Origin of the sequence: Domibacillus sp. PGB-M46 (genome assembly GCF_022668875.1) — a bacterium.
Taxonomy (GTDB): Bacteria; Bacillota; Bacilli; order Bacillales; family Domibacillaceae; genus Domibacillus.
In genome coordinates, this window is record NZ_JAKGCR010000002.1 from 136,569 (window position 1) to 159,773 (window position 23,205).

Below are 23,205 nucleotides of genomic sequence, written 5' to 3' on the forward strand. Positions count from 1 at the left end.
CGTCACTCTCCTTTCTTTAAAAACAAAAGCAGAATAAATGAAAGGGCCGCAAATAGGAAAACGACAAAATAAACCGCATGCAGGGAAGACGTCAGCCCTTCACCTAAAATAGCGCGGGCGGAAGCCGGTATATCTCCTTCTCCGCCTAGGAGCTCATTCACGGAGTTAACGCTCAGATTATCTGCTCCGCTTTTGCCTGCCAAATAAGCGGACAACTGGCTGTTTAGTACACCGCCAAGCAGCGCTGCTCCTATTGCATTTCCAATATTTCTCATAAACATATTGGCTGCCGTCGCAGCTCCTCTTTCATGCCAGTCGACCGCGTTTTGTATCGAAATAATAAAAGCAGTCGAGGTCAAACCCATTCCCACTCCTGTAACGAAAGAAGAAGCGGCTGCCCACCAGGGGCCTAAATCCGGTGTCATGAACATAAACATTAAGCCGCCGGCTAACAGTGCTGCCCCGCCAATTAGAGTTGTAGCACGGTAGCCAATGGAATGAAGAAGGCGGCCGGATAAAGAGGAGGCAATCGGCCAGCCGATTGACATAGCGGTCAGCGTGAACCCGGCGATCGTAGCACTTTTCCCCATCACACCCTGTACATAAGCCGGCAAAAAAGATGAAATGCCGATGAGCATAATGCCGGTCGTTAACGATACAAGGTTGGCAATTAAGATTGGACGCACCTTCCACAAATGAAATGGCACAATAGGAGACGGTGTACGCCGTTCGTGCAAAACAAAAAGACAAAACGAAACGGCTCCAAGCACTAGCAGCGGACCTGTATGGGCTGTGTTGCCCGCTTCAACCAACCAGTACATAAACGTTGAAATTCCTACTAAAAAAAGCACCGTTCCGATATAGTCGATATCCGGCTTTTTCTTTTCTACCTTCTCATGCAGGAAAAGGCCAAGCATGATCATCGAAACAATGCCAAGAGGTATGTTAATCCAGAATACCCAGCGCCACGATACATATTCTACAAGCAGGCCGCCAAGTGCCGGCCCGGAAACGGCCGAAATGCCCCACACACTCGACAGATAGCCTTGAATATGCGCCCGCTCTTCCTTGGAATAAATATCGCCGACAATGGTTGTGGCAATGGGCATTACTGCACCGGCCCCGACTCCCTGAATAAAGCGGAAAAGAATCATCTGCTCCATTGAGCCGGCCAGGCCGCAAAGAATAGAGCCGGCCAAAAAAATCGTCATACCTGCAAATAAAACCGGCCGCCGGCCAAAGATATCCGATAGCTTTCCATAAATTAAAACAGTCGCTGCGTTCATAAGCAAATAAGCAGAGAACACCCAGCTATACAGCGAAAAACCACCAAGCTCCGCTACAATATCCGGCATAGCCGTTGAAACAATTGTTGCTTCGATCGCTCCCATAAACATGGCCAGCATCACAGCCGCCAAGACGAGAGGACGCTTTGTTTGTTTTGGTTTCAACCCTTTCACCCCAAATTCAATAAAAAAAATCCGCCGCCTGGCGGATCTTTAATTTAATCCATCAACATAATAATTGAGCTGCTTTAAAATGACCCGTCTCGTTAATATACCCTCAAAATGGCCTTCTTCATCAGTTACACATAAAAAAGGATGATTAATAAGCTGTCCAAGCGCTTTTCGGAAGTGGTCATGAACCGTTAATCTCGGTTTATCGATAGCCATCACATCCTCCACTTTCAGCTCATCAAGCCGCTCAAACTCAATACGTTCAAGACCGAGAAGCGCTTCCGTAATCATAGGAATGCTAATCAGCCCTTCAAGACGGTATTTGGTATCCAAAACCGGAATTGCCGTGTAACCACTTTTCGTCAGAATCAGCAATGCATGCTCCAGACTGTTTCCCCGCTGGACAAATGCCACTTTCTCTCCCGGAATAATGTAATCCATAATATTTGTCTGCAGAACGTCTTTGTTTCTGAAGGAGATCATTGGTGTTCTTCCTTTCTTTTTTGTAAGCGCTTTACTTACCTTCCATTATAGCAAAATGCCTGTAGCTTCTACCAGAGAAACGAGCCGTTCTTCTTCAAAAAGATCCGGCCCTGGCCGCCTTCTGTTACCCTTGTGCTTCCTGCTTCGCTTCTTGAAGAAGTTCGAAAATTTCGATTGCTGTCATATCAATATCATCAAAAGGATACTTACTTCCTTTTCCATCCTTATCATATACTTCAAGTTCGAACGTGTCTTTATTTGGGAAATATTTTACCTGGCAGAGTGTTTTGCCGTTTAATTCAAACAAGCGCTGCTGTACTTCTCCCTGCTCTCCGCCCTCCTGCAGTGATTTAAGGCGCTGTACGATTCCAACTAATTGTGACATATGTTGTCGACCCCTTTCTTTCGTTAACCATTTAGTAAGCACAAGAAATATACCATACATCCCTGCTTTAATCCAATATTTTTGCCCTCTTTTTTCACAATCTACAAATAAAAAAGACGCCAAAATCAGCGCCCCTGCAGCCATACAATTGCAATAATTCCAAGAAATATGACAAACATCGCGATAAATAGCCAAATGACCGGATTCAATCTATATGGATGCTGGCGAACCGGCTTAGAATTGGCTGTATCCCGAATGCCAAAAGCGCCGGATCGTTTCATCAATCTGGCAGTCCAAAGCAGGCCGCCAAGCAGAACAGCAGCTGATAATAGAATCCAAGCTTCCATAAGCATCCCCTTTTATGCCAGGATACTTCCATTGTGCCCGGATTCCTCCAGCTTCATACGTTAATAGAGCAATCCATCCTGGTCGTATAAATAAGCATATGGAATATCAAAAAATAAATATTCGTGCTCATTCACCGGGCAGGAAAATGTTCGGATGGTTTCTCCTGTTTCAAGATCATTATACAAATCAGAGATTAAACCGCCGCCATTTTTATTCATCCGGACAATGTTTTCAAGAAAATAAGGGCGCCAGCTCCAATTCTTGTTTAAATATTCCGGCTGAAAAATCCATTGGCCATCCCTTTTAAAGTAGTTTGGTGTTAATTCAAAACCGTTCTCATCACATATATATAACCGGAAACACATTTCATTAAACTCCCTGGCGATATCTTCGAGGAGCTTTTCTTTCGGGGCTGATTTCGATCTGGAAATGATAGCACTCAGTCCGCTTTCCAGATGGTCCGCCAGCGCATATACGCTGCTGAGCGCCTGTTTTTCATACGTAATAAACCGGCTGCATTTTTCCCTTAGCATTTCTTTTTGCCCGTCAGGCTGGGCAAAATCGGGCATAGGCTCCGATAAGTAAAAGCCTTGATAATAACGCCCGCCATTTTTCCAGGCATATTGAAGCTGATACTCTGCTTCCACGGTTTCAAACAGGAGCGAGGCACCAATTTTACGGGCAAACATTGAAAGGGAATAAACGATATTTTTATAGGTCTGGTCACTGGCGTCTTTTCGAAGGGCCTGCAGGCTTATTTTTAAAATATCAGGTGATGACCCGGCAAAACGGCGAATATCCCCGTCCACGTCTACTTCCCCTATATGATCAACGGCAAGCCGAATCCCGAGTGTTTTATAGTAGCGAAGAACGTTATCAAGCGATTTGCTGTAATCCGCTTCCGAGATCTCCAGCACAATCTGCTCATACCTTAATCCTTTTTCGGTATATTCGTCTAAAATAGCTAGAAAAGATTCACCATAATCCTCAAGCAGTCCGGCTGCCCGCCGGTTTACAAACAGCATTTCGGTTCTGCCGGCTTTCAAAAAAGCATCGAGTGCTTTTCGTATAATGACGTCTTCTACTTCACAACGGTAGTCATCCGGTGTATCTTCATCATGGAAAAAGTGTCCGAGACTATGGACCGTCTCTCCTTCTATGTAACGGCCTAACACTTCATACCCAATAATTTTATGTTCATCAGCGCTGAAGATCGGCTGGTAATATGGTACAACACGATCCAGATGACTCATAATTTCCAATGCATCCATGAAAAAACCCCCCATTCCGTCCAATCGTTTATTATTATACATGACTTTTATTTATTATGCTTTAATTCAAAGAAGCCCGGCACAGAAACGTGCCAGGCTACATCATATGCCGGCGGGCAAAATCGACGAAGCGAAATTTATCCGGCCGGTGTCTTGACTCCGTATACTGAAAAAGGCTCGCATTATCTAAATAAACGTAGTTACGCACCACAGCAATATGTGAACAGCCATTCATGTCAAGAAGAGCCATGTCTTCTTCTGTGCAGGGCTCAACGGTTATTTCCTTTTTAGCAAAACTGATCGTTAAACCGAGTTCTTCTTCAATGTAAGCATAAATCGATTGTCCGCATATTTCTTCTGTCAGAGAGGGAACATGCTTTTTCAATAAAAAATCCTTGTCCAAAATAACACGTTCCCCATCAAAAACACGCGTCCGGGTCACTTTCCATATCTCTTCCTTTGGACTGCATTGAAGCTGATGCTGCAAATATGGCTCGGGACGAATTAATGCAAGCTCTTCTACATCTGTATGAATGGCTGCGTTAAGCCCTTCTGCCAGCTCTTTAAAGCTGACAAGCCCCGAAAATGGAAAGCTTGCACGGCTCGTGTCAAGAACGACCGAGCCTTTGCCGCGCAGCTTTTGAATAAAACCATTTTGCGAAAGAAGTGTCAGCGCTTTTCGAATCGTTTCCCTGGATGTTTCATAGCTGGCGGCCAGGTCATTCTCTGACGGAATAAGCTCACCCGGCTGAAAAACACCCGTTTTTATTTTCTCAACCAGCTCTTCGTAAATATACTTGTATTTATTGATTTTCATCTTGGTTCACCTGCATACTGTCATTCCCTCCACTATAACATAAAATGGATTAGTTAAACAGACGGTACACGGTGCTTTCATAAGGCGTTAATGTACGGTTTGAAAGCTGCACAGGAGCTTCTTTCTCATTTGACAAAACAAGAGATGAACGCTTGCCTTTCAATTCTTCAGGCACAACGAATGGCACGGGGCGGCCATAAAAATTATTGATGACGATCCATGCTTCCCCCTCGTATTCTCTCATATATACAAACAGCTCAGGATGGTTGCTCATAAGCAGCCGGTAGCTTCCTTCACGCATCACCTTTTCCTTTTTCCGGAGCTCAATTAGTGTTTTGTAATGATAAAAAATAGAGTCTTGGTCTTGTTGTGCGGCTTCCACATTAATTTCTTTATAGTTTTCAGCCGTTTCAATCCATGGAGTGCCGCTTGTGAAGCCGGCATTTTTTCCGCTGTTCCACTGAACAGGCGTCCGGCTGTTATCACGTGATTTTTGCTTTATAATTGTCATGATATCTTCTTCTGCCATTCCCTGTGCGCGCATTTCATTGTACATATTCAAAGACTCCACATCACGATACTGCTCAATCCGTTCAAAATGAGGATTTGTCATTCCAATTTCTTCGCCCTGGTAAATATAAGGGGTTCCCTTCATAAAATGAATGGTGTTTGCCAGCATCTTCGCTGACTTCACCCGGTATTCTCCGTCATTTCCATACCGGCTTACAATACGCGGCTGGTCATGGTTACACCAGAACAAGGCATTCCAGCCTCCGCCTTTATCCATTTCCTGCTGCCAGTCTGACATAATCCCTTTCAGCCATAAAAAATCAAACGGAGCGGCTGTCCATTTTTCTCCTCCAGGATAATCCGCTTTTAAATGATGGAAATTAAAGGTCATCGCCAATTCATGCGAATCCGGATGAGAATAACGAATGCAGTGTTCAATGGTTGTAGAAGACATTTCACCTACCGTTAACAGATCATATTGAGAAAACACGTTATCATTCATCTCACGTAAAAACTCGTGAACCCGCGGACCATCTGTGTAAAAGCGCCGCCCGTCCCCTTCAAAGTCATCTGGGAAAGATTGATCTTTGGAAATAAGATTAATGACATCCAGACGGAAGCCGTCAATCCCTTTTTGAAGCCAAAAATGCATCATTTCATATAGATCACGGCGAACTTGTTCGTTTTCCCAATTTAAATCGGCCTGCGTACGATCAAATAAATGCAGATAATACTGGCCGCGCTTTTCATCATAAGCCCATGCTGATCCGCCAAATTTTGACTTCCAGTTGTTTGGCGGACCTCCGTTTACTCCGTCTTTCCAAATATAATAGTCCCGGAAGCGGCCGTCAGCTTCTCTCGACTGTTGAAACCAGTTATGCTCGGTAGAAGTGTGGTTAACAACGAGGTCCATGACAATTTTGATTTCACGATTATGGGCTTGCTCGAGCAGCTCCTCCACGTCAGCCATTGTTCCGTATTCCGGATTTACCGCATAATAATCGCTAATGTCGTAGCCGTTGTCTTTTTGCGGGGACGCATAAATGGGCGTCAGCCACAGCACATCAACCCCGAGGTTTTTTAAATAATCCAGCTTTTCAATAATGCCCCGCAAGTCGCCCACTCCGCTGCCGTTCGTATCATTAAAGCTTTTCGGATAAATTTGATATACAACACTTTGTTTCCACCATTGTTCATTCATGTCGTAAGCCTCCTAATAGAAAAAAGGGCAAAAGCGCCCTTTATTTTTGTTTCGCAAATCGTGAAAAAATAAATGTGAGAATGATCGGCAGAACGATTACAATGACCATGCCGATCAAAAAGGATGTCATTCCTTTACTGATAACGAGAAAGCCTGGAATGCCTCCGACGCCAATCGTACTAGCGAGAACACCATTTACCGAGATAAACATACCGGCAATGGCAGAGCTGATCATAGCAGCGATAAAAGCATACCGGAAGCGGAGGTTTACCCCGAATATAGCCGGCTCTGTTACACCGAGAAATGCAGACAGTGCTGATGTGTAAGAAAGACCTTTTAAACGGTCTTCTTTTGCTGAAAGCCCAATTGCTAAAGCAGCTGCGCCCTGTGCGATGTTAGAAAGAGCAAGCATCGGCCATAAAAACGTGCCGCCAAGCTGAGAGCCGACCAGCTGCAGATCAACAGCTAAGAAGGTGTGATGCATTCCTGTGATAACAAGCACGCTGTACAGGCCGCCGTAAATTAAGCCGCCTAAAAGCGGTACGGTGTCAAAAATATAAATAACCGCATCTGTGATGGCATTTCCAACAATAAACATAACCGGACCGATTAAAATAAAAGCGGCAAACCCGGTAATAAGAAGGGCAACCGGTGCTACAACGAGCAGCTGAATGCCTTCAGGAACTCTTTTTGTTAAGAAAACTTCAATTTTCGCCAATAAATAGGAGGCGAATAAAACAGGCAGGACCTGTCCCTGGTAGCCGATTTTTTCAACTGTCAGCCCCAAAATATTCCACGTAGGGATTTCTCCCGCTTTTTCTGCTTCACCGTATGCCCAGGCGTTCAATAAATCGGGATGAACGAGAATTAATCCTAGCACAATCCCTAAAAGCGGACTACCGCCAAACCGCTTCACCGCTGACCATCCGATCAAGGCAGGAAGGAAGGTAAACGCTGTATTCGCAATCAAGTTGATAACGTTTGCAATGTCCGCCCACTGAGGATAACGCTCGATTAACGATTCCTCAAAGAAAATGCCGGGTCCGGTTAAAATATTATTCAGTCCAAGCAGCAAGCCGGCTGTTACAATGGCCGGTAAAATGGGTATAAAAATATCAGCCAATGTTTTAATCGCCCGCTGCAGCGGATTTAAATTGGATTCTGATGCTTTTTTTACATCATCTTTGGAAGATTCTCCAATACCGGTTTGATCAACTAAATCCTGATACACTTTGTTGACGGTACCCTGGCCAATAACAACCTGATACTGTCCGTTGGCTGCGAAAGATCCTTTGACGACATCAATTTGTTCAAGTTTTGCTGTATCGACTTTGCTGTCATCTTTTAACGCAAAACGCAGCCGTGTTACACAATGTGTAGCTGCACTAATATTATCACGTCCGCCGACTGCCTCTACAATCTGCTCCGCTTGTTTTGAGTATGCACCCATTGTTACAGCCCTCCTAATCTTGTATATACATCTTAATAAGACTTTACCACCTGTATATACATGTTGTCAACAAACAAGGAAGCGATTCCAAAAAAAAGCAGCCCTATTGCTGCTTTTAAAAAGGAAAGCGATTCAACCACTGCCCGCCATCTATTGTAATACATTCGCCATTTATATAAGCAGCGTCTTTCGAACACAAAAAAAGAGCAAGAGAAGCGACCTCCTCGGGCGTCCCAAGCCGGCCCAGCGGTACGCTGTTCAGCGTCCGCCGGGCTGCTTCTGATGACTCCCATAGCTTTTCAGCCCCTCCTGTCCGCTCAATTGGACCGGGGGCGATCGCATTAACACGTATTCCATACTGATAGCCCCATTCAACTGCAAGAGTACGTGTGAGAGACAGTACACCTGCCTTGGCAGCAGCCGAATGTGCAACTCTGGCTCCTGCATTCCAGGCATAAGCAGCAGCCATGTTAATGATTAAACCGCTGCTTTTTTGTTTAATCCAATAGTTTCCTGCAGCGTGTGAGCAATAAAAGGTTCCGTTTAACACAATGTCTATAACAGCCTGCCATCCATTTGGCGTCAGCTTTTCTGTGGGACAAATAAAATTACCGGCAGCATTATTAATGAGCACATGGATCGAGCCAAACGCCTGATCCGCCTTTTCCATAAGCTGCACAGCTTCGTCAGGACAGCGTACATCCATAGCCACTGTTAAAAGCCGGTCGTTTTCTCCGCTTATTTCATTTTTAGCCGCCCTTAATTTTGCTTCGTTTCGTCCGCAAATGACCACATTGGCTCCTTCCTCAAAAAAACGCCGGGCCATATATTTTCCCATGCCGCTTGATCCGCCTGTTATAACGACCGTCTGGTTTTTCATGTGTTTTCCTCCTGTGTGAATGAATAGTCATTCATAAATATATAATAAAAAGGAAATCCACTTGTATTGCGGATTTCCTTTTTTGTTTTATTCTTCGTCCTCCCTTAGCTGATAAACCGCCTGTAAACATTCAAGCTGGCTGTCAACATATATCTCATCTTTGTCACTGGCTACGTAATGGTAGTTTCCTTCATTGTCCTGATAGCGTGCTTTTGCTGTATCCGACAGCTGCAAATGCAAAAAGTCCGTCAGCCTGTTTTTTAATGTATGGTCTAAGATCGGGAATAAAATTTCCACCCGCTTAATCATATTGCGTGTCATCATATCTGCTGAAGAAAGGTAAATATTCCGTTCACCGTTATGATGGAAATAGTAAATCCGGCTGTGCTCTAAAAAGCGGCCCACAATACTGATTACCCGTATGTTTTCACTTACGCCGGGAATCCCCGGGCGCATACAGCAAATTCCACGGATGATGCAGTCAATTTGCACCCCTGCGTTGGATGCTTCGTACAGCTTCATAATTAACCGTTTATCTGTTAAAGAATTCATCTTTGCAATAATCCGGCCATTTCCATACTTTTTATGATTGTCAATTTCTTCATCAATGAGTTTGATAAATGCGTCCTGAATATCAAATGGAGCGACCACTAAGTGATTGTATTTCGGTTTGTTCATATACCCGCTTAAATAATTGAAGAAATTCGTCGCATCTACGCCAAACTCTTTTTTAGATGTAATTAAGCCATGGTCCGTGTAAAGCTTTGCCGTTGCATCATTATAATTGCCTGTGCCGAGATGAACGAACCGTTCAATTTGGCCCGCTCGTTTCCGAACAACAAGCGTAATTTTACTATGCGTTTTCAAATTGTGCATGCCATAGATCACATGACAGCCCGCTTTTTCCAGCTCTTTGGCCCATTGAACATTGTTTTCTTCATCGAAACGCGCTTTTAATTCAACGAGAACGGTAACTTGTTTTCCTTTTTCCGCTGCCCGTTTAAGCGACTCAATAATCGGTGAATCGCCGCTGACCCGGTAAAGCGTCATTTTAATCGCTAAAACGGTAGGATCATCTGCCGCCTGCGAGATAAAATCCACTACCGGTTCGAATGATTCGTATGGGTGATAAAAAAGGATATCCTGCTGCAATACTTTTTCAAAGATATTTTCCCGGGAAGACAAATCGATCGGCAGCTGCGGAATAAACGTTTCATATGTCAACCCTTCACGAAGCGTGCTCAGCTTTTTGGTAAAAGGAAACAAAAAAGTTAAATCAATCGGGCCGTCTATTTCATAAACATCTTTAAAATGAATTTCAAGCTCTTCAAGCAGGTAGTCCAGTACATCCTGATCTAAATCCTGCGATTTAATTTCAAGCCGGACAGCGGCTCCCCATTTTCGCTTTTTTAATTCTTTTTCAATTTCAAGAAGCAAATCGCGGGCGCCTTCTTCGTGAATTTCCATATCCGCATTGCGTGTAATCCGGAAAATATTCACATTCTTTACAACATACCCTTGAAAAACACGGTCAATAAAATATTCTAATACGTCTTCAAGCAAAACGAATGTGCCGCCTTCCTCCGATGGCACTTCGATTGTACGTTCCAGCACTCCCGGCACCTGCACAATGGCTACGCGATCCATTTCCGCTTCCGGTTCATCATTTTGCAGCATCACAACTAAATTAAGTGATTTGTTTAACAGCATTGGAAATGGGCGGTAAGCGTCAATGGCCATCGGTGTTAAAACAGGAAACACTTCGTTGTCGAAGTAATCAAGTAAAAAACGCTGTTGTTCATCCACCAGCTCAGCCGGCTTTTTCAACAAAAATCCTTCTTCTTTAAGAGCGGGAAGAATTTCCTCTCTTAGTATCCTGTTTTGTGTTTCCACAAGCTCATGCGCTTTAATGCTGATCCGGTTCAGCTGCTGCTTGGGGGTCAGGCCCGCTTTGTTCTCAGGCTTATTAAAGCCTGCTTTTACTTGATCTTTTAAGCCAGCTACCCGTACCATAAAAAATTCATCTAAGTTTGAACTGAAGATCGCCAAAAATTTCATTCGTTCCAGCAAAGGATTGTTTAAATCCGATGATTCTTCCAACACACGTTTGTTAAAGTTAAGCCAGCTTAATTCTCGATTGTTGTAGTATCTTGGATTCGCTAAATCAATGGCTGTCTGCCTGCTCATCGGACTCCCCCATTTCAGTTTTCTTTTATTTGTTTAAATTCTATCTGAATGTCTGTTTGCAAGGCTTTTTCTAAATGGCGTTTTTGTTTATCGCTTTGGTAGCGTTCAGCAAGTTCGCTTCCTTCGCAATAAACCGTAATAAGAATATGCTCATGTTTTCTTTTCACACCTAGATCGCTGACAATGCTTCGCTTTGAGCTGTTTAAGCTAAAACAAAGCTTAAGCAGGGCACCGTACTCCCGCATTTTTTGGATGTCCTCTTTAGTGAACCAGCCGTCGAACTGCTCTAAATATTGCTTGAGTGTTGAATTATTTGTAAAGGAAGCGACCAAAGAAATATATGCTTTCTCTCGATGAGTAAAGCCGTCAAACATGGAGTTAAGCAGAAGATAAAAGGTATGCCGGCTTTTTGCATTGGATGATATGTATTCACCGAGATAAAACAAAGCCGCCGCTTGTTCAATCATAAACCGCTCTTTGTTCGTGACCTTTAAAATCCGTTCCTGCTCAAAACCGCGAAGCATATTTTGAGTCAGCTTCATCATTTGGTAATGATGATTTTCATCATGGCCATAAACAGTTAACAGCCTTTTCACGCCGTTTCGTTTTACATCTTCTGCTGTATCCCAATTGCTGTTTTTCGCCCGCTCCAGCATGATTCCATCCCGAAGCCCCCGGGAGCTGACCAGCATTCTTTTCGCTTTTGTATGTATAGTCAGCTGATAAAAGACTTCAATAGCAGGCAAAATTAAATCAGCGCGCTCATTTGAAAGACCATCCACTTTCTCAAGCTCTGTGTATGAAAGCGGAGAAAGCTCGGTGCGCAGCTGTTCGAGAGCTTCTGCGGACAGCTCATAGCCATGTACACCAAGTGGCGGATAATTTTCTTTTAGCTGCTGGATATTCGCCAAGTTGCGCGCGCTGCCGCCCAGAGCCGTAATTATGCCGTCCGGTGCTTCCCCAAGCCAATCGAATTTTTCAAGCTCTCCTTGAATAAACTCAGCCATTCGTTTCTGCTCTTTCGGCTTCATTCGGCCTTCCGGGATAAACTGTTCTTTAAGGGAGACCACGCCAAAAGGAAAGCTGAAAAAATGTTTCAATTTTCTGTTTCTATAAAGTGTAATTTCTGTACTGCCTCCGCCGATATCAATCGTCAGTCCATTATCAGCCGGCATTGTTTTCAAAACGGCTGACAGCCCGTAAGAAGCTTCTTCCCCTCCCGACAGCAGCCGGATATGAAATCCCGTTTCCTCCTTGACTCTTTCAATAATGGCATCCCGGTTTGATGCCTGTCTTATAGCAGCCGTTGCGGTACATTCTATCTCTGTTACCCCGTAGTAATGGAGAACTTCTTTGAAATTGAGCAGCGCTTCAAGCAGCAGCCGGACACCTTCATCGCTCATTTCACTTTTTTCATTTAAAAAGTGCCGCAGCCTGAGAGGTGCTTTTACATTTCGAAATTCCTCAATCGCTGACCCTTGCTCTTTATATAAAACCAGACGGACTGTATTGGATCCAATGTCAATAATGCCTGTTTTGGTTTGCATCACAGTGATTCCCGCTTTCTTTTTTTATTCATTTTCCCCTTTAAATATACCACGCAAACCACTATGAATGCTTCCAAATCACGGTTAAACAGTATATAATGAGAGAAAATGAGGACGAAAGGAGTCACTACATTGAGCAAAAAATCTGAACCCTTCACCGAACCTTCATCCGAAGAGACCCTCGCCAAAGCCATTTTCACGGTTAACCGCCATGCAAAAACGGCTACAAACCCAAAATATCTATATGCGCTGAAAAAATGCGCCCTCCTGAAGATGATCAAGGAAGGCAAAGCAGAAAAAAAAGGCCTTCACTTTTCCCGAAATCCTAAAAACAGCCGGCAGCAGTCGGATGTGCTTGTTTCGTGCGGTGAATACACCTTTCATATGCCGCCTTGCAAAGAAGACTTTACTTTATTGCCGCACCTGGGGCGGTTAAGCGAACAAATACGCAACCCCCGCTGTTCCATGGGACTGTCTAAAGCAAAAAGTATTCTTGAGGCGTATACGGGTATGAAAGAAAAAGAAATAAAGCCGAAGACCCCCGGCCAGAAAAAGTATACGAAGCCGGTGTTTAAACCGCTTGGCCAGTCATATTAAGAACGAAAAGGACGCCGCTGAACAAGCAAGCGTCCTTTCTTTTATAGGGCAAGTTCATCAATATACTGAACAAGACGGGCAATTTCCGGCTTGCTCACCTGCGCATCAGCACCTACTCCTGTGCCCTTGTGGCGAAGCTCGTCGGTAATCAATGAAGAAAAAATAATGACTGGAAGTTTTTTCAAAATAGGATGATCTTTGATCCGTCTTGTTAAATGGTGTCCGTCCATTTTTGGCATTTCAATATCTGTAACAATCAGCTGCACTTTTTCGAATGTATCTTCCTGTTCAAGGGTCGATTCCAAATAATCGAGGGCAATCTGACCGTTTTCAAAAAATTCAACCCGATCATATCCCGCTTCCACCAGCGTATCGTGAAGCAGCTTGCGGAGCAGCGGTGAGTCCTCTGCCACAATAATTTTTTTTTCGGACCGCTCACGCTTGCCCAGGCTTCGAATTTGATCCATGTGAATGCCGGAATGCGGATTAATATCTACAACAATTTTTTCAAAGTCGATCAACAAAATCATCGTTTCATTGATTTTAATCACGCCGATAATTTGGTTGTTGCCTCCCTGATACATTTCAGACGGCTTTTCAATATCATTCCAGGAAATGCGGTGGATGCGCGTCACGTTTTGAACGTGAAAAACCACTTTTTGCTGGTTAAACTCTGTTACAATGTATTTATCCATCTGGCCATTTTGTGATGGCTGCAGGCCTAGCACTTTTGCCATATCAATCACTGGCAGCACCTCACCACGAAGCTGAATAATACCTTCAATGTGGGAGTGGGCATGCGGGATAAAAGTAATAGGCATGGGCTGAATGATTTCTTTTACTTTCATCACATTAATCCCATATTTATTGCCCTGAACTTCAAATTCCACAATTTCAAGTTCATTTGTTCCAGATTCAAGTAAAATTCCATAATCATTTGTCATAAGTCATAAGTCCCCTTGCTTTTTTATTTTACTATATCACGAATGAAAAAATTGTCGATGATTGAAAAGTTTATAATTCTTTAATATTTAATTCAAAAATTTACATTATAATAATATTAGATAAGAAAAAGGTGGTTTATAAATGGAACATCGATTGAACACACGTGTGAAAAGCATTGAAATTTCGGGTATCCGCAAGTTTTATAACCTCGTCGGTACCCAGGAAGGAATGATTTCTCTTACGATCGGCCAGCCGGATTTTAACACTCCTGATCATGTAAAAAAAGCCGGTATCCGTGCTATCGAGCAAAATGCGACCGTGTATACGCCAAACAGCGGGCTGCCTGAGCTAAAGGAAGCTGCTGTCCGTTTTTATAAGGAAAAGTATGGAGTCTCTTACAGTGCGGACACTGAAGTGATTGTGACTGTTGGGGCAAGCCAGGCGATCGACATTGCACTGCGGGCTGCTCTGGAACCGGGTGATGAAGTGATTCTCCCAGGTCCTGTTTACCCCGGTTATGAGCCTATTATTCACTTGTGCGGTGCCAAGCCGGTGATGGTAAATGTAACCGATAATGATTTTCGCATGACTGCCGACAAAATCGAGCCATACATATCCAAAAAAACAAAAGTGATCGTTCTTCCTTATCCTTCAAACCCGACTGGCGTCAGCTTAACGGAACAGGAGCTTCAAGATATTGCGGCGCTGGCAAAAAGATATGAGCTTTTCGTTTTAGCAGACGAAATTTACAGCGAAATTGTGTATGAACGTCCTCACGTCTCCATTGCGTCCTTTTTGCCGGAACAAACGATTGTCGTAAACGGCTTATCCAAGTCACATGCGATGACCGGCTGGCGGATTGGGCTTTTATTTGCGCCGCAGTCTATTACACAGCACATTTTAAAAGTCCATCAGTACAACGTCTCCTGTGCTTCTTCTGTTTCACAAAAAGCAGCGGCTGCCGCCCTGACCGACGGCATGGATGATGCGCTGCCTATGCGCAGCGAATACCAAAAGCGGCGTGATTTCACCCTTGAGAAACTGCAGGAGCTCGGACTAAAAACGGTCAAACCTGATGGTGCCTTTTACTTTTTTGTAAAAGTACCTACAGCTTATATCGGCTCTTCTTTTGATTTTTGTTTAACTTTAGCTCAAAATTATAAAGTAGCGGTTGTGCCCGGCAGTGCTTTTTCTGATGCGGGGGAAGGCTGGTTCCGTTTGTCTTATGCATGCAGTGTGGAGGAAATTGAAGAAGGGCTGCGGCGGATCGAACAATTTTTAAGAACACTTTAATGAATAAAGCAGAAGCTGTGATGCAGCTTCTGCTTTTTTTCATAAAAAAAGGCCCGGACAGCGATCGCCCGGGCAAAAAGTGAGAGAAATGGAGAATGAAAAACTGGTTACGTTTATATCATTCCCGTTTTTTCTACTTTTACACCTTTTTTATGAATTTTTTTTGATGGATTGAACAAGTTCTACAACTTCTTCAGCTGTCGACATTTCAATTGCTTTTGCTGCAAGCTCTTCCATATCTGCTTTTGACAAATGTTTCATTTGCGCACGTGCTTTTAGGATAGATGTGGCACTCATTGAGAATTCATCAAGGCCTAGACCTAAAAGCAATGGAATCGCTGTTTCATCTCCGGCCATTTCACCGCACATGCCAGCCCATTTGCCTTCTTTGTGCGCCGCTTCAATAACCATTTTAACAAGACGCAGGATAGACGGATTGTACGGCTGGTACAAGTAAGATACACGTTCGTTCATACGGTCTGCCGCCATTGTGTATTGAATCAAGTCGTTTGTACCGATTGAGAAAAAGTCTACTTCTTTTGCAAACAAATCAGCAATAACAGCTGTTGATGGAATCTCCACCATGATGCCAAGCTCGATGTGTTCCGCAACGCTCACACCTTCTGCTTCAAGTTTTGCACGCTCTTCTAAAAGAACGGCTTTTGCCTGGCGGAATTCGTTTACAGTCGCAATCATCGGGAACATGATTTTCAAGTTTCCGTAAATGCTCGCGCGAAGCAGGGCACGAAGCTGCGTACGGAAAATATCCTGCTCTTCCAAACAAAGGCGAATCGCACGGAAACCAAGGAACGGGTTCATTTCATGCGGCAGGTTCAAGTATGGAAGCTCTTTATCACCGCCGATATCCAATGTGCGAACAACGACCGGTTTGCCTTCCATGCCTTCTAAAACAGCTTTGTAAGATTCAAATTGCTCTTCTTCTGTAGGCAGGTTATCGCGGCCCATGTATAAAAATTCTGTACGGTACAAGCCAACGCCTTCTCCGCCATTTGCTTTTACCCCTTCAAGGTCTGCAGGCGTCCCAATGTTAGCAGCAAGCTCAACGTGGCGGCCGTCCGCTGTAACCGTTTGTTCGTTTACAAGCTTCGCCCATTCCGCTTTTTGCTGCGCGTATGCTTCTGCACGTTTTTTGTATTCTGCTGCTACTTCTTCCGTCGGGTTAATGTGTACTTCCCCTTGAAGACCATCAATGATAATCATATCACCGTTTTGAATATCTGTTGTTGCGTTTTTCGTTCCAACAACCGCTGGAATTTCCAATGAACGTGCCATGATCGCAGAGTGAGACGTACGGCCGCCGATATCTGTTGTAAATCCTTTAACGAATTCACGGTTCAGCTGAGCGGTCATAGAAGGTGTTAAATCTTCTGCAACGACAACGACTTCCTCTGCAATCAAAGCAGGTGCTGGAAGGTCTACACCAAGAAGCGCTGCTAGTACACGTTTTGTTACATCTTTAATATCTGCTGCGCGCTCTTTCATGTATTCATTATCCATCGCTTCAAACATGCCGATAAACATGTTTGCTGTTTCTTGAAGCGCGTATTCTGCGTTCACAGACTCGGATTTAATTTTGTCTTCAATTGGTCCAGTAAGTTCTGGATCGTTTAATACAAGCAGGTGAGCTTCGAAAATAGCGGCTTTGTCGTCTCCTAGATCCTTGCGTGCTTTTTCTTTGATTACTTCAAGTTCCGCTTCTGATTTTTTCAGCGCTGCGCGGAAACGTTCCGCTTCAGCTGCAGCATCTGCTACATCCTTTTTCTCAACTGTTAAGTCTGGTTCCATTAAGCGGTAAGCTTTTGCAAATGAAATTCCGTCTGATGCGCCAATTCCCTTTAATATCGCTGCCATTATTAGTTTGCCAGCCCTTCGTTTTGGAGTAGTGTTTCAATCGCTTGGAGTGCAGCTTCTTCGTCACTGCCTTCTGCTGAAATCGTAATTTCAGCACCTTTGCCAATTCCAAGTGACATTACACCCATGATGGATTTTAAGTTCACTGTTTTGCCGTTAAATTCAAGATTTATATCGCTTGAGTATTTGCTTGCTGTTTGAACAAGCAGCGTTGCAGGACGTGCATGGATGCCTGTGTCTGCTGTTACTGTAAAAGTTTTTTTAGACATGGGTCGTCTCTCCTTCATACATTTTTCTTCATAGAGAATAGCATTAAATTTCATTTCTCTCAACGATCGAGTTTTTTCAAGTTGCTGCTTCTCCCTTTATCTTTTAAAATAGACAAATATAGACAAGCGTAAGGAGTTTTTGGCATGTATTATAAAAGACAAGAAGCGTTTCGCTATGCTTTTTCCGAATCAATTCCAGCGGTTTGCGAGGTATTCGAGTCCACCGGTCCAGGTGAAAGAAAAAAAGTTCAATCGTTTGATGCTGTTATCCTCGATATCAGCCCCAGTGGATTAAAAGCGGCTTCAAAAGAGGCTCTTGACCCAGCAGTCGATCCGATTCTCGTTTTTACTTTTCAGCTGGCTGGTACGCTTATTTCTTTTCCAGGAAAAATGATTCGGCAGCGACAAGCCGGCAGCGTATATCACTACGGTGTTCAAAGCGACGGAAACGACGCATTGAAAAACCAGATTATTGATTCGCTTAAAAAGTACGCGAAAGAGCAATTGAAAAAGTCGAAACGTTAATGAACATAAATCATTTTGCGCGTCATTCCACCGTCAATAACCAAATTTTCTCCGGTTATAAAAGTATTTTCCGGGTCGGTAAGATATAAACAGGCTTTGGCTACATCCTCCGGCCTGCCGACCCGGCCTGCTGGATGCTGGGCATGATCTTCCGGCCGCAGTTTCGTGTAGTCACCCGTTTCAATCCAGCCGGGACTGATACTGTTTACCCGTATTCCGTTCTCACCTAATGTCACGGAAAGCGCATGAGTCAACGAATAAATGGCTCCTTTTGACGCTGCATACAATTCTGTATGAGGCTCTGACATACTTTGCCGAGTTGAGCACATATTCACGATGGCGCTGCCGCTTTTCATATAACGGGCGGCTTCGCGGGAACAAAACAGGACGCTTGCTGCATTAGTGGTCATTATTTTGTCCCAGTCTGTTTTCTTTATGTCCCAGATAGAGCCAAAAGAAGAAACTCCTGCATTGTTAATTAAGATGTCGATGCCGCCGTATTCCTGGTTAATCTGCGCAAACAATTCTGCCATTTTGTCTGTATTTCCTACATCCGCACAATAAAACGCCGCGTTATAGCCGGATTGCTTCCATCCCTGAACAACTGTCCGGCCTTCCTCTTTCATATCTACAATAATTGTGTTGGCACCTTTTGTGGCGAAAGCATAGGCTGTTGCTCTGCCAATCCCATTCGCCCCGCCTGTTACGATGACGGTTTTGTTCTTGAACATGCTTCCACTCCTTTAGCTTCGAGGCGCTTTCATATATTCATATTCAGTGTGACCACCGTGTTTGGCAATGCCTCGGAAATGTTTAAAGTCAGCCTGTTGAATAAGCACCTGCCGAAACGAAAGAAATTCATTTCGTTCAATGTGTACACGTGCAACAGTTCCATTGCGAAGGCTTTCAATATATCCCGCAGCTTCTTCTGCAGTCAAGCTCTTCACCTCCTATTAAAATAGTCGAAAAATTAACACAACACCGTGTAAAATCCTTTACTATTTTCAAAAAATAAGGCAAAATTTATTTTAATACCTTTCGCTAACGTTTTCATTATAAAAGAAAACGAGAGAAAATGGTATCGTCAATTGTCGAAAAGGAGCGAAACAGATGACTAAAGCAGAAGTCGGCAACATTATTGAATTTAAAGACGGCCTACGCGGGATCGTCGAAAAAGTAAATGAAAACTCCGTCATTGTTGATTTGACAATAATGGAAGATTTCGATGAGCGCGAATTAGAAGAAAAAACAGTCGTTAACCATAAAAATTATATCATCGTCCATGCATGAAAAAAAGAGCGGATTCTAGAATCCGCTCTTTTGTTTATTTACACTGACTGAATCGTAATTTGGCCGTTTTTAACTTCTGCTTTTAAATGCGAAGCATCTGGATGATCGATCATAAAATCAGCGATTGCATCTTCAATATGCTCTTGAATTGCCCGGCGAAGCGGCCGTGCCCCAAATTGAGGATTGAAGCCAATCTCAGCCAGCTTTTCTTTTACTGCTGCATCCACATTAATTTTCATTTGCTGCTCCGCAAGCATATCATTCAAGTCGCCGAGCATCAGATCAACAATCTGGATAAGCTCTTCTTTGCCGAGCGCTTCAAACTCGATAATCGCGTCGAAACGGTTTAGAAATTCTGGCTTGAAGAAATCAGACAATGAGTCAAGAATAGAATCATCGGATTTTTGAGCCTGCTTGTCAAAGCCGACTGTTATATTTTTTCTGCCGACACCAGCGTTGCTTGTCATAATAATAACGCACTCTTTGAAACTTACCGTCCGTCCCTGACTGTCTGTTAATCTGCCATCTTCCATTATTTGCAGGAACATATGCTGAACATCAGGGTGCGCTTTTTCAATTTCATCAAGCAAAATAATGCTGTATGGATTACGGCGCACTTTTTCTGTTAACTGACCTGCTTCTTCAAATCCCACATATCCCGGAGGAGAACCAATCAGTTTAGACACACTGTGTTTCTCCATAAACTCACTCATGTCCAGGCGAATAAGGGATTCTTTAGAGCCGAATAACTCTTCTGCTAATGTTTTTGTTAATTCTGTTTTACCAACCCCTGTTGGTCCGACAAACAGGAATGAACCAATTGGGCGGTTTTTCGCTTTTAAGCCCGCACGGCTGCGACGGATCGCTTTCGCCACTTTTTGAACGGCTCTTTTTTGCCCAATTACCTTACCGGCAAGATTTTCTTCAAGATGTTTGATTTGAAGCTGTTCATCTTGATGAAGCTTTCCAACCGGAATGCCTGTTTTGCTTGCAATTAATGATTGAATCACTTCTGCTGTGACGGTTGGTGCCTCAGCCGCTGTACCGCCTTGAGCCAGTTTTTGTTCCAGCGCAGCTTCTTCGTCACGCCATTTTGCTGCTTCTTCATATGCTTCCTTCTGCAGAGCTTCTTCTTTACGCTTTGCTGCCTTGGAAAGCTGTTCTTGTATAGAAGCTGTGTCAGACGGGTCAATGGTCAAGTTTAACTTAGAACCCGCTTCGTCAAGAAGGTCAATTGCTTTGTCCGGCAGAAACCGGTCCTGGATATAACGGTGTGACAGAGCGGCACACGCTTGAATCGCTTCTTCAGTGTAAGTAACCTGGTGGAAGTCTTCATAATGCTTCTGCAGACCTTTTAAAATATGAATCGTTTCTTCTACGTTTGGTTCCGCAACTTGCACCGGCTGAAAGCGTCTTTCAAGCGCTGCATCTTTTTCGATTTGACGGTATTCTTTTAATGTTGTTGCACCAATCAATTGCATTTCACCGCGGGCAAGAGCCGGTTTTAAAATATTGCCGGCATCCATAGAGCCTTCTGCTGACCCCGCTCCAACCAGCTGATGAATTTCATCAATGAAAAGAAGAATATTTTTCCGTGTTTTTACTTCTTCAATAATTTGTTTCATACGCTCTTCAAATTGCCCGCGCACACCTGTACCGGCAACAAGGGAAGCAACATCCAGCACATATACTTCTTTGCCTGTCAGTTTCGCCGGCACTCGTCCTTCTGCAATGTAAAGAGCAAGTCCTTCTGCAATCGCTGTTTTACCAACACCAGGCTCCCCAATCAGAACAGGGTTGTTTTTATTTCTTCTGTTTAAAATTTCAATCACACGCGCAACTTCTTTGTCGCGGCCGATCACCGGGTCAATTAATCCGGCTTTGGCAAGTGAGGACAGATTGCGTCCGAATTGATCGAGAATCCCTCCGCCTCCGCGTCCCGCTTCAGCTGGCGGTACTTGCTGCTTCATTGCCTGCTGCGGATTTTGTGATTGCATTCCTTTCATAAACTCATCAAATGGAAAACCGAATGATCCAAAATTCATGTTCATTCCTCCCATAGTTTGTTTTTCTTTTTGAAAGCATGCATCGCATAAATGATACTGTGCTGATTGACCATTGACACGGACATTCATTTGCACATTCGCACGATGCTGCTGGCATTTTTGACATTTCATCCACGTCATCCCCTTTGTTTTGACTTTGACTATATTTGACTATATCTTTATTATAATTTGACCTTTTTTGACTTTCAACTTTTCTGCTCACCATAAATGGCTGCAACCAAAGAAAAGTTCAACTTACATAGAAGAAATGGATTCCTGTTCTGCTTTTGCCCTTCATTGCAAGTTCGTTTAAAAAGGTTTGAATGTTTCGTTGCTCTTAATTTTGACCATCTTTGACTATAACTCTATTATAAACTGACCTTTTTGACTTTCAACTTTTCTGCTCAATATGATGTGCCTAAGGAAAACAGCACGAGCAAGCATAAGGAGAACAAAAGCAAGTTCAGCTTCCTCAAGAGAAAACTGCTTCCTCTGGCTTTTGGCTCTCCTGCAAATTGATCTAAAAGGTTTCGCGAGTATTTATTATATTTAACTTTGACCATCTCTGACCATATACTTATTATACTTTGACCTTTTTTGACTTTCAAGCACTTTTTCAAAAAAAATAAAGCGCCAAAAAGGCGCTTTATGCAAGCGGTAAAAAAACAACAAAAAGCAAATCAAAGATTAAGTGAGAAATAATCAGCATTGGTATGCTTTTGCGCCATATATATAAGCTTCCCCAAAACAAGCCGCCGCAAAAAGCTGCCATCATCCAAAGCCATTCACCGGAAAAAACAAAAACAGAAGCATAAAACAGTGCCGCTGTCACCATAGCTGCCCACTTGTTCATATAGCGGCCGAGGCGTTTTTGGATAAATCCCCGGAAAAACAATTCTTCTCCAGGAATGATAATCAGCACAAGAACGATATAATGCCAAATAAATACGGGGCTGAATAAAGCATAGATAGAAGAAACATGCTCCTCTGCCGATACAGGCATCAGCTTCAGCAGTGCATATCCGGCCGCAAAGAGTGCGTATAAAACAACCCCAGACAAGATACCGTATAGCATAAACCGGTTTGTATTCTGCTGGTCATCTATAGGCTCGCTTATAATTGAAATACTAATAAAAAACAAAGTAGCTGCTGTGTAAATATACCAAAAAATATCTTTATCCAAGAAAGTTACATATAAAAGAATGTATGCCGCTGCCACTCCAAGAATAAAGCGCCAGTCTTTCCATAGTGCCATTCATAAAGCTCCTTTCCTTAATCCGAGTTATTTTACCATATAAAACTCAGATTCGGCAAAAGCGTTACGACAAGTTTTTAATAGACAGCCCTAGTTTTCTTAAAATGGCCGTTGCCTGTTCGACTTCTTCTTCCGACAGCACACTTACCAGATCATGAATATTTTGCTCATGCACTGGAAAAATGTGCTCAATCAATTCCGTTCCTGCTTCCGTGATAGCGGCATGGGTAATGCGCCGGTCGTGTGGGCAGGCTACCCGTTTTAGCAGCTGCTTTTTCTCAAGCTTATCCACAACGTATGTAATACTGCCGCTTGCAAGTAGGATTTTCCCGCCGATCTGCTGAAGCGGCTGAGGCCCTTTATGATACAACAGTTCCATTACGGCAAATTCTGTCGGATTAAGGCCGGACTTTTGAATAAATCCATTAACCTGCTCGTTTACCACTTTATATGCGCGCGATAGCACAATAAATAATTTTAACGATTTTTCACTTTCTTTCATTATTATTCCCCTGCCTGTCTATTCATTTCTTCATTTATACGTTACACATTTTTGCTTCCTTTTGGAAGCAGGAAGC

Annotated in this window: 23 protein-coding genes; 4 read left to right on the forward strand and 19 right to left on the reverse strand. The window is 43.4% G+C overall.

The window, feature by feature from the left end; all coding sequences use genetic code 11:
* Positions 1-2: 2 nt before the first annotated feature.
* The 11 genes from L2D08_RS02650 to L2D08_RS02700 form a co-directional block, all read right to left on the reverse strand.
* Positions 3-1,406, reverse strand: a complete 1,404-nt coding sequence (locus L2D08_RS02650; protein ID WP_375337558.1) for an MDR family MFS transporter — start codon at positions 1,404-1,406, stop codon at positions 3-5.
* A gap of 93 nt (positions 1,407-1,499) precedes the next feature.
* A complete protein-coding gene (cbpB, locus tag L2D08_RS02655; protein WP_242232184.1) occupies positions 1,500-1,940 on the reverse strand; it encodes a cyclic-di-AMP-binding protein CbpB in 441 nt (146 codons plus the stop codon).
* Between the two features lie 124 nt (positions 1,941-2,064).
* On the reverse strand, positions 2,065-2,325 hold the full coding sequence (locus L2D08_RS02660; protein ID WP_046179710.1) for a YkuJ family protein: 261 nt from the start codon (positions 2,323-2,325) through the stop codon (positions 2,065-2,067).
* A 125-nt stretch (positions 2,326-2,450) separates the two neighbouring features.
* Entirely contained in the window at positions 2,451-2,672 is a 222-nt protein-coding gene (locus L2D08_RS02665) for a hypothetical protein (protein ID WP_242232185.1), read from the reverse strand.
* Positions 2,673-2,732: 60 nt separating this feature from the next.
* Positions 2,733-3,944, reverse strand: a complete 1,212-nt coding sequence (locus L2D08_RS02670; protein ID WP_242232186.1) for an EAL domain-containing protein — start codon at positions 3,942-3,944, stop codon at positions 2,733-2,735.
* A 97-nt stretch (positions 3,945-4,041) separates the two neighbouring features.
* Positions 4,042-4,761 carry a trehalose operon repressor gene (treR, locus tag L2D08_RS02675; protein ID WP_242232187.1) on the reverse strand — a complete coding sequence of 240 codons (720 nt, stop codon included), beginning with the start codon at positions 4,759-4,761 and terminating at the stop codon, positions 4,042-4,044.
* A gap of 49 nt (positions 4,762-4,810) precedes the next feature.
* Positions 4,811-6,472: an alpha,alpha-phosphotrehalase gene (treC, locus tag L2D08_RS02680; protein WP_242232188.1), complete on the reverse strand. Its 1,662-nt coding sequence runs from the start codon at positions 6,470-6,472 to the stop codon at positions 4,811-4,813.
* 40 nt (positions 6,473-6,512) lie between these two features.
* Positions 6,513-7,922 carry a PTS system trehalose-specific EIIBC component gene (gene treP, locus L2D08_RS02685; protein WP_242232189.1) on the reverse strand — a complete coding sequence of 470 codons (1,410 nt, stop codon included), beginning with the start codon at positions 7,920-7,922 and terminating at the stop codon, positions 6,513-6,515.
* Between the two features lie 115 nt (positions 7,923-8,037).
* Positions 8,038-8,802, reverse strand: a complete 765-nt coding sequence (gene fadH, locus L2D08_RS02690; protein ID WP_242232190.1) for a 2,4-dienoyl-CoA reductase — start codon at positions 8,800-8,802, stop codon at positions 8,038-8,040.
* Positions 8,803-8,889: 87 nt separating this feature from the next.
* Positions 8,890-10,989 (reverse strand): RNA degradosome polyphosphate kinase, encoded by a 2,100-nt coding sequence (locus L2D08_RS02695; RefSeq protein WP_242232191.1) that lies wholly within the window; start codon positions 10,987-10,989, stop codon positions 8,890-8,892.
* 14 nt (positions 10,990-11,003) lie between these two features.
* On the reverse strand, positions 11,004-12,536 hold the full coding sequence (locus L2D08_RS02700) for a Ppx/GppA family phosphatase (protein ID WP_242232459.1): 1,533 nt from the start codon (positions 12,534-12,536) through the stop codon (positions 11,004-11,006).
* A gap of 132 nt (positions 12,537-12,668) precedes the next feature.
* On the opposite strand from L2D08_RS02700, the gene L2D08_RS02705 reads away from it, so the two are divergent.
* Positions 12,669-13,133 (forward strand): YkyB family protein, encoded by a 465-nt coding sequence (locus L2D08_RS02705; protein ID WP_375337556.1) that lies wholly within the window; start codon positions 12,669-12,671, stop codon positions 13,131-13,133.
* Positions 13,134-13,174: 41 nt separating this feature from the next.
* On the opposite strand, the gene L2D08_RS02710 is transcribed toward L2D08_RS02705, so the two are convergent.
* Positions 13,175-14,077, reverse strand: a complete 903-nt coding sequence (locus L2D08_RS02710; protein WP_242232193.1) for a chemotaxis protein — start codon at positions 14,075-14,077, stop codon at positions 13,175-13,177.
* A gap of 142 nt (positions 14,078-14,219) precedes the next feature.
* Between L2D08_RS02710 and L2D08_RS02715 the strand changes: the two genes are divergently transcribed.
* The gene (locus L2D08_RS02715) at positions 14,220-15,371 is read left to right on the forward strand and encodes an aminotransferase A (RefSeq protein WP_242232194.1); all 1,152 of its coding nucleotides are present in this window, start codon (positions 14,220-14,222) and stop codon (positions 15,369-15,371) included.
* A gap of 150 nt (positions 15,372-15,521) precedes the next feature.
* On the opposite strand, the gene ptsP is transcribed toward L2D08_RS02715, so the two are convergent.
* Entirely contained in the window at positions 15,522-17,243 is a 1,722-nt protein-coding gene (gene ptsP, locus L2D08_RS02720; protein ID WP_242232195.1) for a phosphoenolpyruvate--protein phosphotransferase, read from the reverse strand.
* Between the two features lie 2 nt (positions 17,244-17,245).
* The gene (locus tag L2D08_RS02725) at positions 17,246-17,512 is read right to left on the reverse strand and encodes a phosphocarrier protein HPr (protein WP_242232196.1); all 267 of its coding nucleotides are present in this window, start codon (positions 17,510-17,512) and stop codon (positions 17,246-17,248) included.
* A 144-nt stretch (positions 17,513-17,656) separates the two neighbouring features.
* On the opposite strand from L2D08_RS02725, the gene L2D08_RS02730 reads away from it, so the two are divergent.
* A complete protein-coding gene (locus L2D08_RS02730; protein WP_242232197.1) occupies positions 17,657-18,037 on the forward strand; it encodes a PilZ domain-containing protein in 381 nt (126 codons plus the stop codon).
* Here L2D08_RS02730 and L2D08_RS02735 read toward each other — a convergent pair.
* Both L2D08_RS02735 and L2D08_RS02740 read right to left on the reverse strand, forming a co-directional pair.
* On the reverse strand, positions 18,034-18,768 hold the full coding sequence (locus tag L2D08_RS02735) for an SDR family NAD(P)-dependent oxidoreductase (protein ID WP_242232198.1): 735 nt from the start codon (positions 18,766-18,768) through the stop codon (positions 18,034-18,036). The genes L2D08_RS02730 and L2D08_RS02735 overlap by 4 nt on opposite strands.
* A 12-nt stretch (positions 18,769-18,780) precedes the next feature.
* A complete protein-coding gene (locus L2D08_RS02740; protein WP_242232199.1) occupies positions 18,781-18,975 on the reverse strand; it encodes a hypothetical protein in 195 nt (64 codons plus the stop codon).
* 172 nt (positions 18,976-19,147) lie between these two features.
* On the opposite strand from L2D08_RS02740, the gene L2D08_RS02745 reads away from it, so the two are divergent.
* Complete coding sequence (locus L2D08_RS02745; RefSeq protein ID WP_069939554.1) at positions 19,148-19,327, forward strand: YkvS family protein; 180 nt, start codon at positions 19,148-19,150, stop codon at positions 19,325-19,327.
* Between the two features lie 38 nt (positions 19,328-19,365).
* On the opposite strand, the gene L2D08_RS02750 is transcribed toward L2D08_RS02745, so the two are convergent.
* The 3 genes from L2D08_RS02750 to L2D08_RS02760 all read right to left on the reverse strand — a co-directional run bounded on the left by L2D08_RS02750 (position 19,366) and on the right by L2D08_RS02760 (position 23,129).
* Complete coding sequence (locus L2D08_RS02750; RefSeq protein WP_242232200.1) at positions 19,366-21,504, reverse strand: ATP-dependent Clp protease ATP-binding subunit; 2,139 nt, start codon at positions 21,502-21,504, stop codon at positions 19,366-19,368.
* Positions 21,505-22,018: 514 nt separating this feature from the next.
* Positions 22,019-22,627, reverse strand: coding sequence for a CPBP family intramembrane glutamic endopeptidase (locus tag L2D08_RS02755; RefSeq protein ID WP_242232201.1), 609 nt, complete (start codon positions 22,625-22,627; stop codon positions 22,019-22,021).
* A 64-nt stretch (positions 22,628-22,691) separates the two neighbouring features.
* Positions 22,692-23,129 carry a MarR family winged helix-turn-helix transcriptional regulator gene (locus tag L2D08_RS02760; protein WP_242232202.1) on the reverse strand — a complete coding sequence of 146 codons (438 nt, stop codon included), beginning with the start codon at positions 23,127-23,129 and terminating at the stop codon, positions 22,692-22,694.
* Positions 23,130-23,205 lie beyond the last annotated feature (76 nt).

Coding starts and splice junctions, on each gene's coding strand:
- treP (WP_242232189.1), bottom strand. CDS start 7,922: ATGGGTGCATACTCAAAACAAGCGGAGCAGATTGTAGAGGCAGTCGGC.
- L2D08_RS02725 (WP_242232196.1), bottom strand. CDS start 17,512: ATGTCTAAAAAAACTTTTACAGTAACAGCAGACACAGGCATCCATGCA.
- L2D08_RS02745 (WP_069939554.1), top strand. CDS start 19,148: ATGACTAAAGCAGAAGTCGGCAACATTATTGAATTTAAAGACGGCCTA.
- L2D08_RS02755 (WP_242232201.1), bottom strand. CDS start 22,627: ATGGCACTATGGAAAGACTGGCGCTTTATTCTTGGAGTGGCAGCGGCA.
- cbpB (WP_242232184.1), bottom strand. CDS start 1,940: ATGATCTCCTTCAGAAACAAAGACGTTCTGCAGACAAATATTATGGAT.
- L2D08_RS02715 (WP_242232194.1), top strand. CDS start 14,220: ATGGAACATCGATTGAACACACGTGTGAAAAGCATTGAAATTTCGGGT.
- L2D08_RS02730 (WP_242232197.1), top strand. CDS start 17,657: ATGTATTATAAAAGACAAGAAGCGTTTCGCTATGCTTTTTCCGAATCA.
- fadH (WP_242232190.1), bottom strand. CDS start 8,802: ATGAAAAACCAGACGGTCGTTATAACAGGCGGATCAAGCGGCATGGGA.
- L2D08_RS02670 (WP_242232186.1), bottom strand. CDS start 3,944: ATGGATGCATTGGAAATTATGAGTCATCTGGATCGTGTTGTACCATAT.
- ptsP (WP_242232195.1), bottom strand. CDS start 17,243: ATGGCAGCGATATTAAAGGGAATTGGCGCATCAGACGGAATTTCATTT.
- L2D08_RS02660 (WP_046179710.1), bottom strand. CDS start 2,325: ATGTCACAATTAGTTGGAATCGTACAGCGCCTTAAATCACTGCAGGAG.
- L2D08_RS02665 (WP_242232185.1), bottom strand. CDS start 2,672: ATGGAAGCTTGGATTCTATTATCAGCTGCTGTTCTGCTTGGCGGCCTG.
- L2D08_RS02700 (WP_242232459.1), bottom strand. CDS start 12,536: ATGCAAACCAAAACAGGCATTATTGACATTGGATCCAATACAGTCCGT.
- L2D08_RS02735 (WP_242232198.1), bottom strand. CDS start 18,768: ATGTTCAAGAACAAAACCGTCATCGTAACAGGCGGGGCGAATGGGATT.
- treR (WP_242232187.1), bottom strand. CDS start 4,761: ATGAAAATCAATAAATACAAGTATATTTACGAAGAGCTGGTTGAGAAA.
- treC (WP_242232188.1), bottom strand. CDS start 6,472: ATGAATGAACAATGGTGGAAACAAAGTGTTGTATATCAAATTTATCCG.
- L2D08_RS02750 (WP_242232200.1), bottom strand. CDS start 21,504: ATGAAATGTCAAAAATGCCAGCAGCATCGTGCGAATGTGCAAATGAAT.
- L2D08_RS02760 (WP_242232202.1), bottom strand. CDS start 23,129: ATGAAAGAAAGTGAAAAATCGTTAAAATTATTTATTGTGCTATCGCGC.
- L2D08_RS02710 (WP_242232193.1), bottom strand. CDS start 14,077: ATGACAAATGATTATGGAATTTTACTTGAATCTGGAACAAATGAACTT.
- L2D08_RS02695 (WP_242232191.1), bottom strand. CDS start 10,989: ATGAGCAGGCAGACAGCCATTGATTTAGCGAATCCAAGATACTACAAC.
- L2D08_RS02650 (WP_375337558.1), bottom strand. CDS start 1,406: ATGCTGGCCATGTTTATGGGAGCGATCGAAGCAACAATTGTTTCAACG.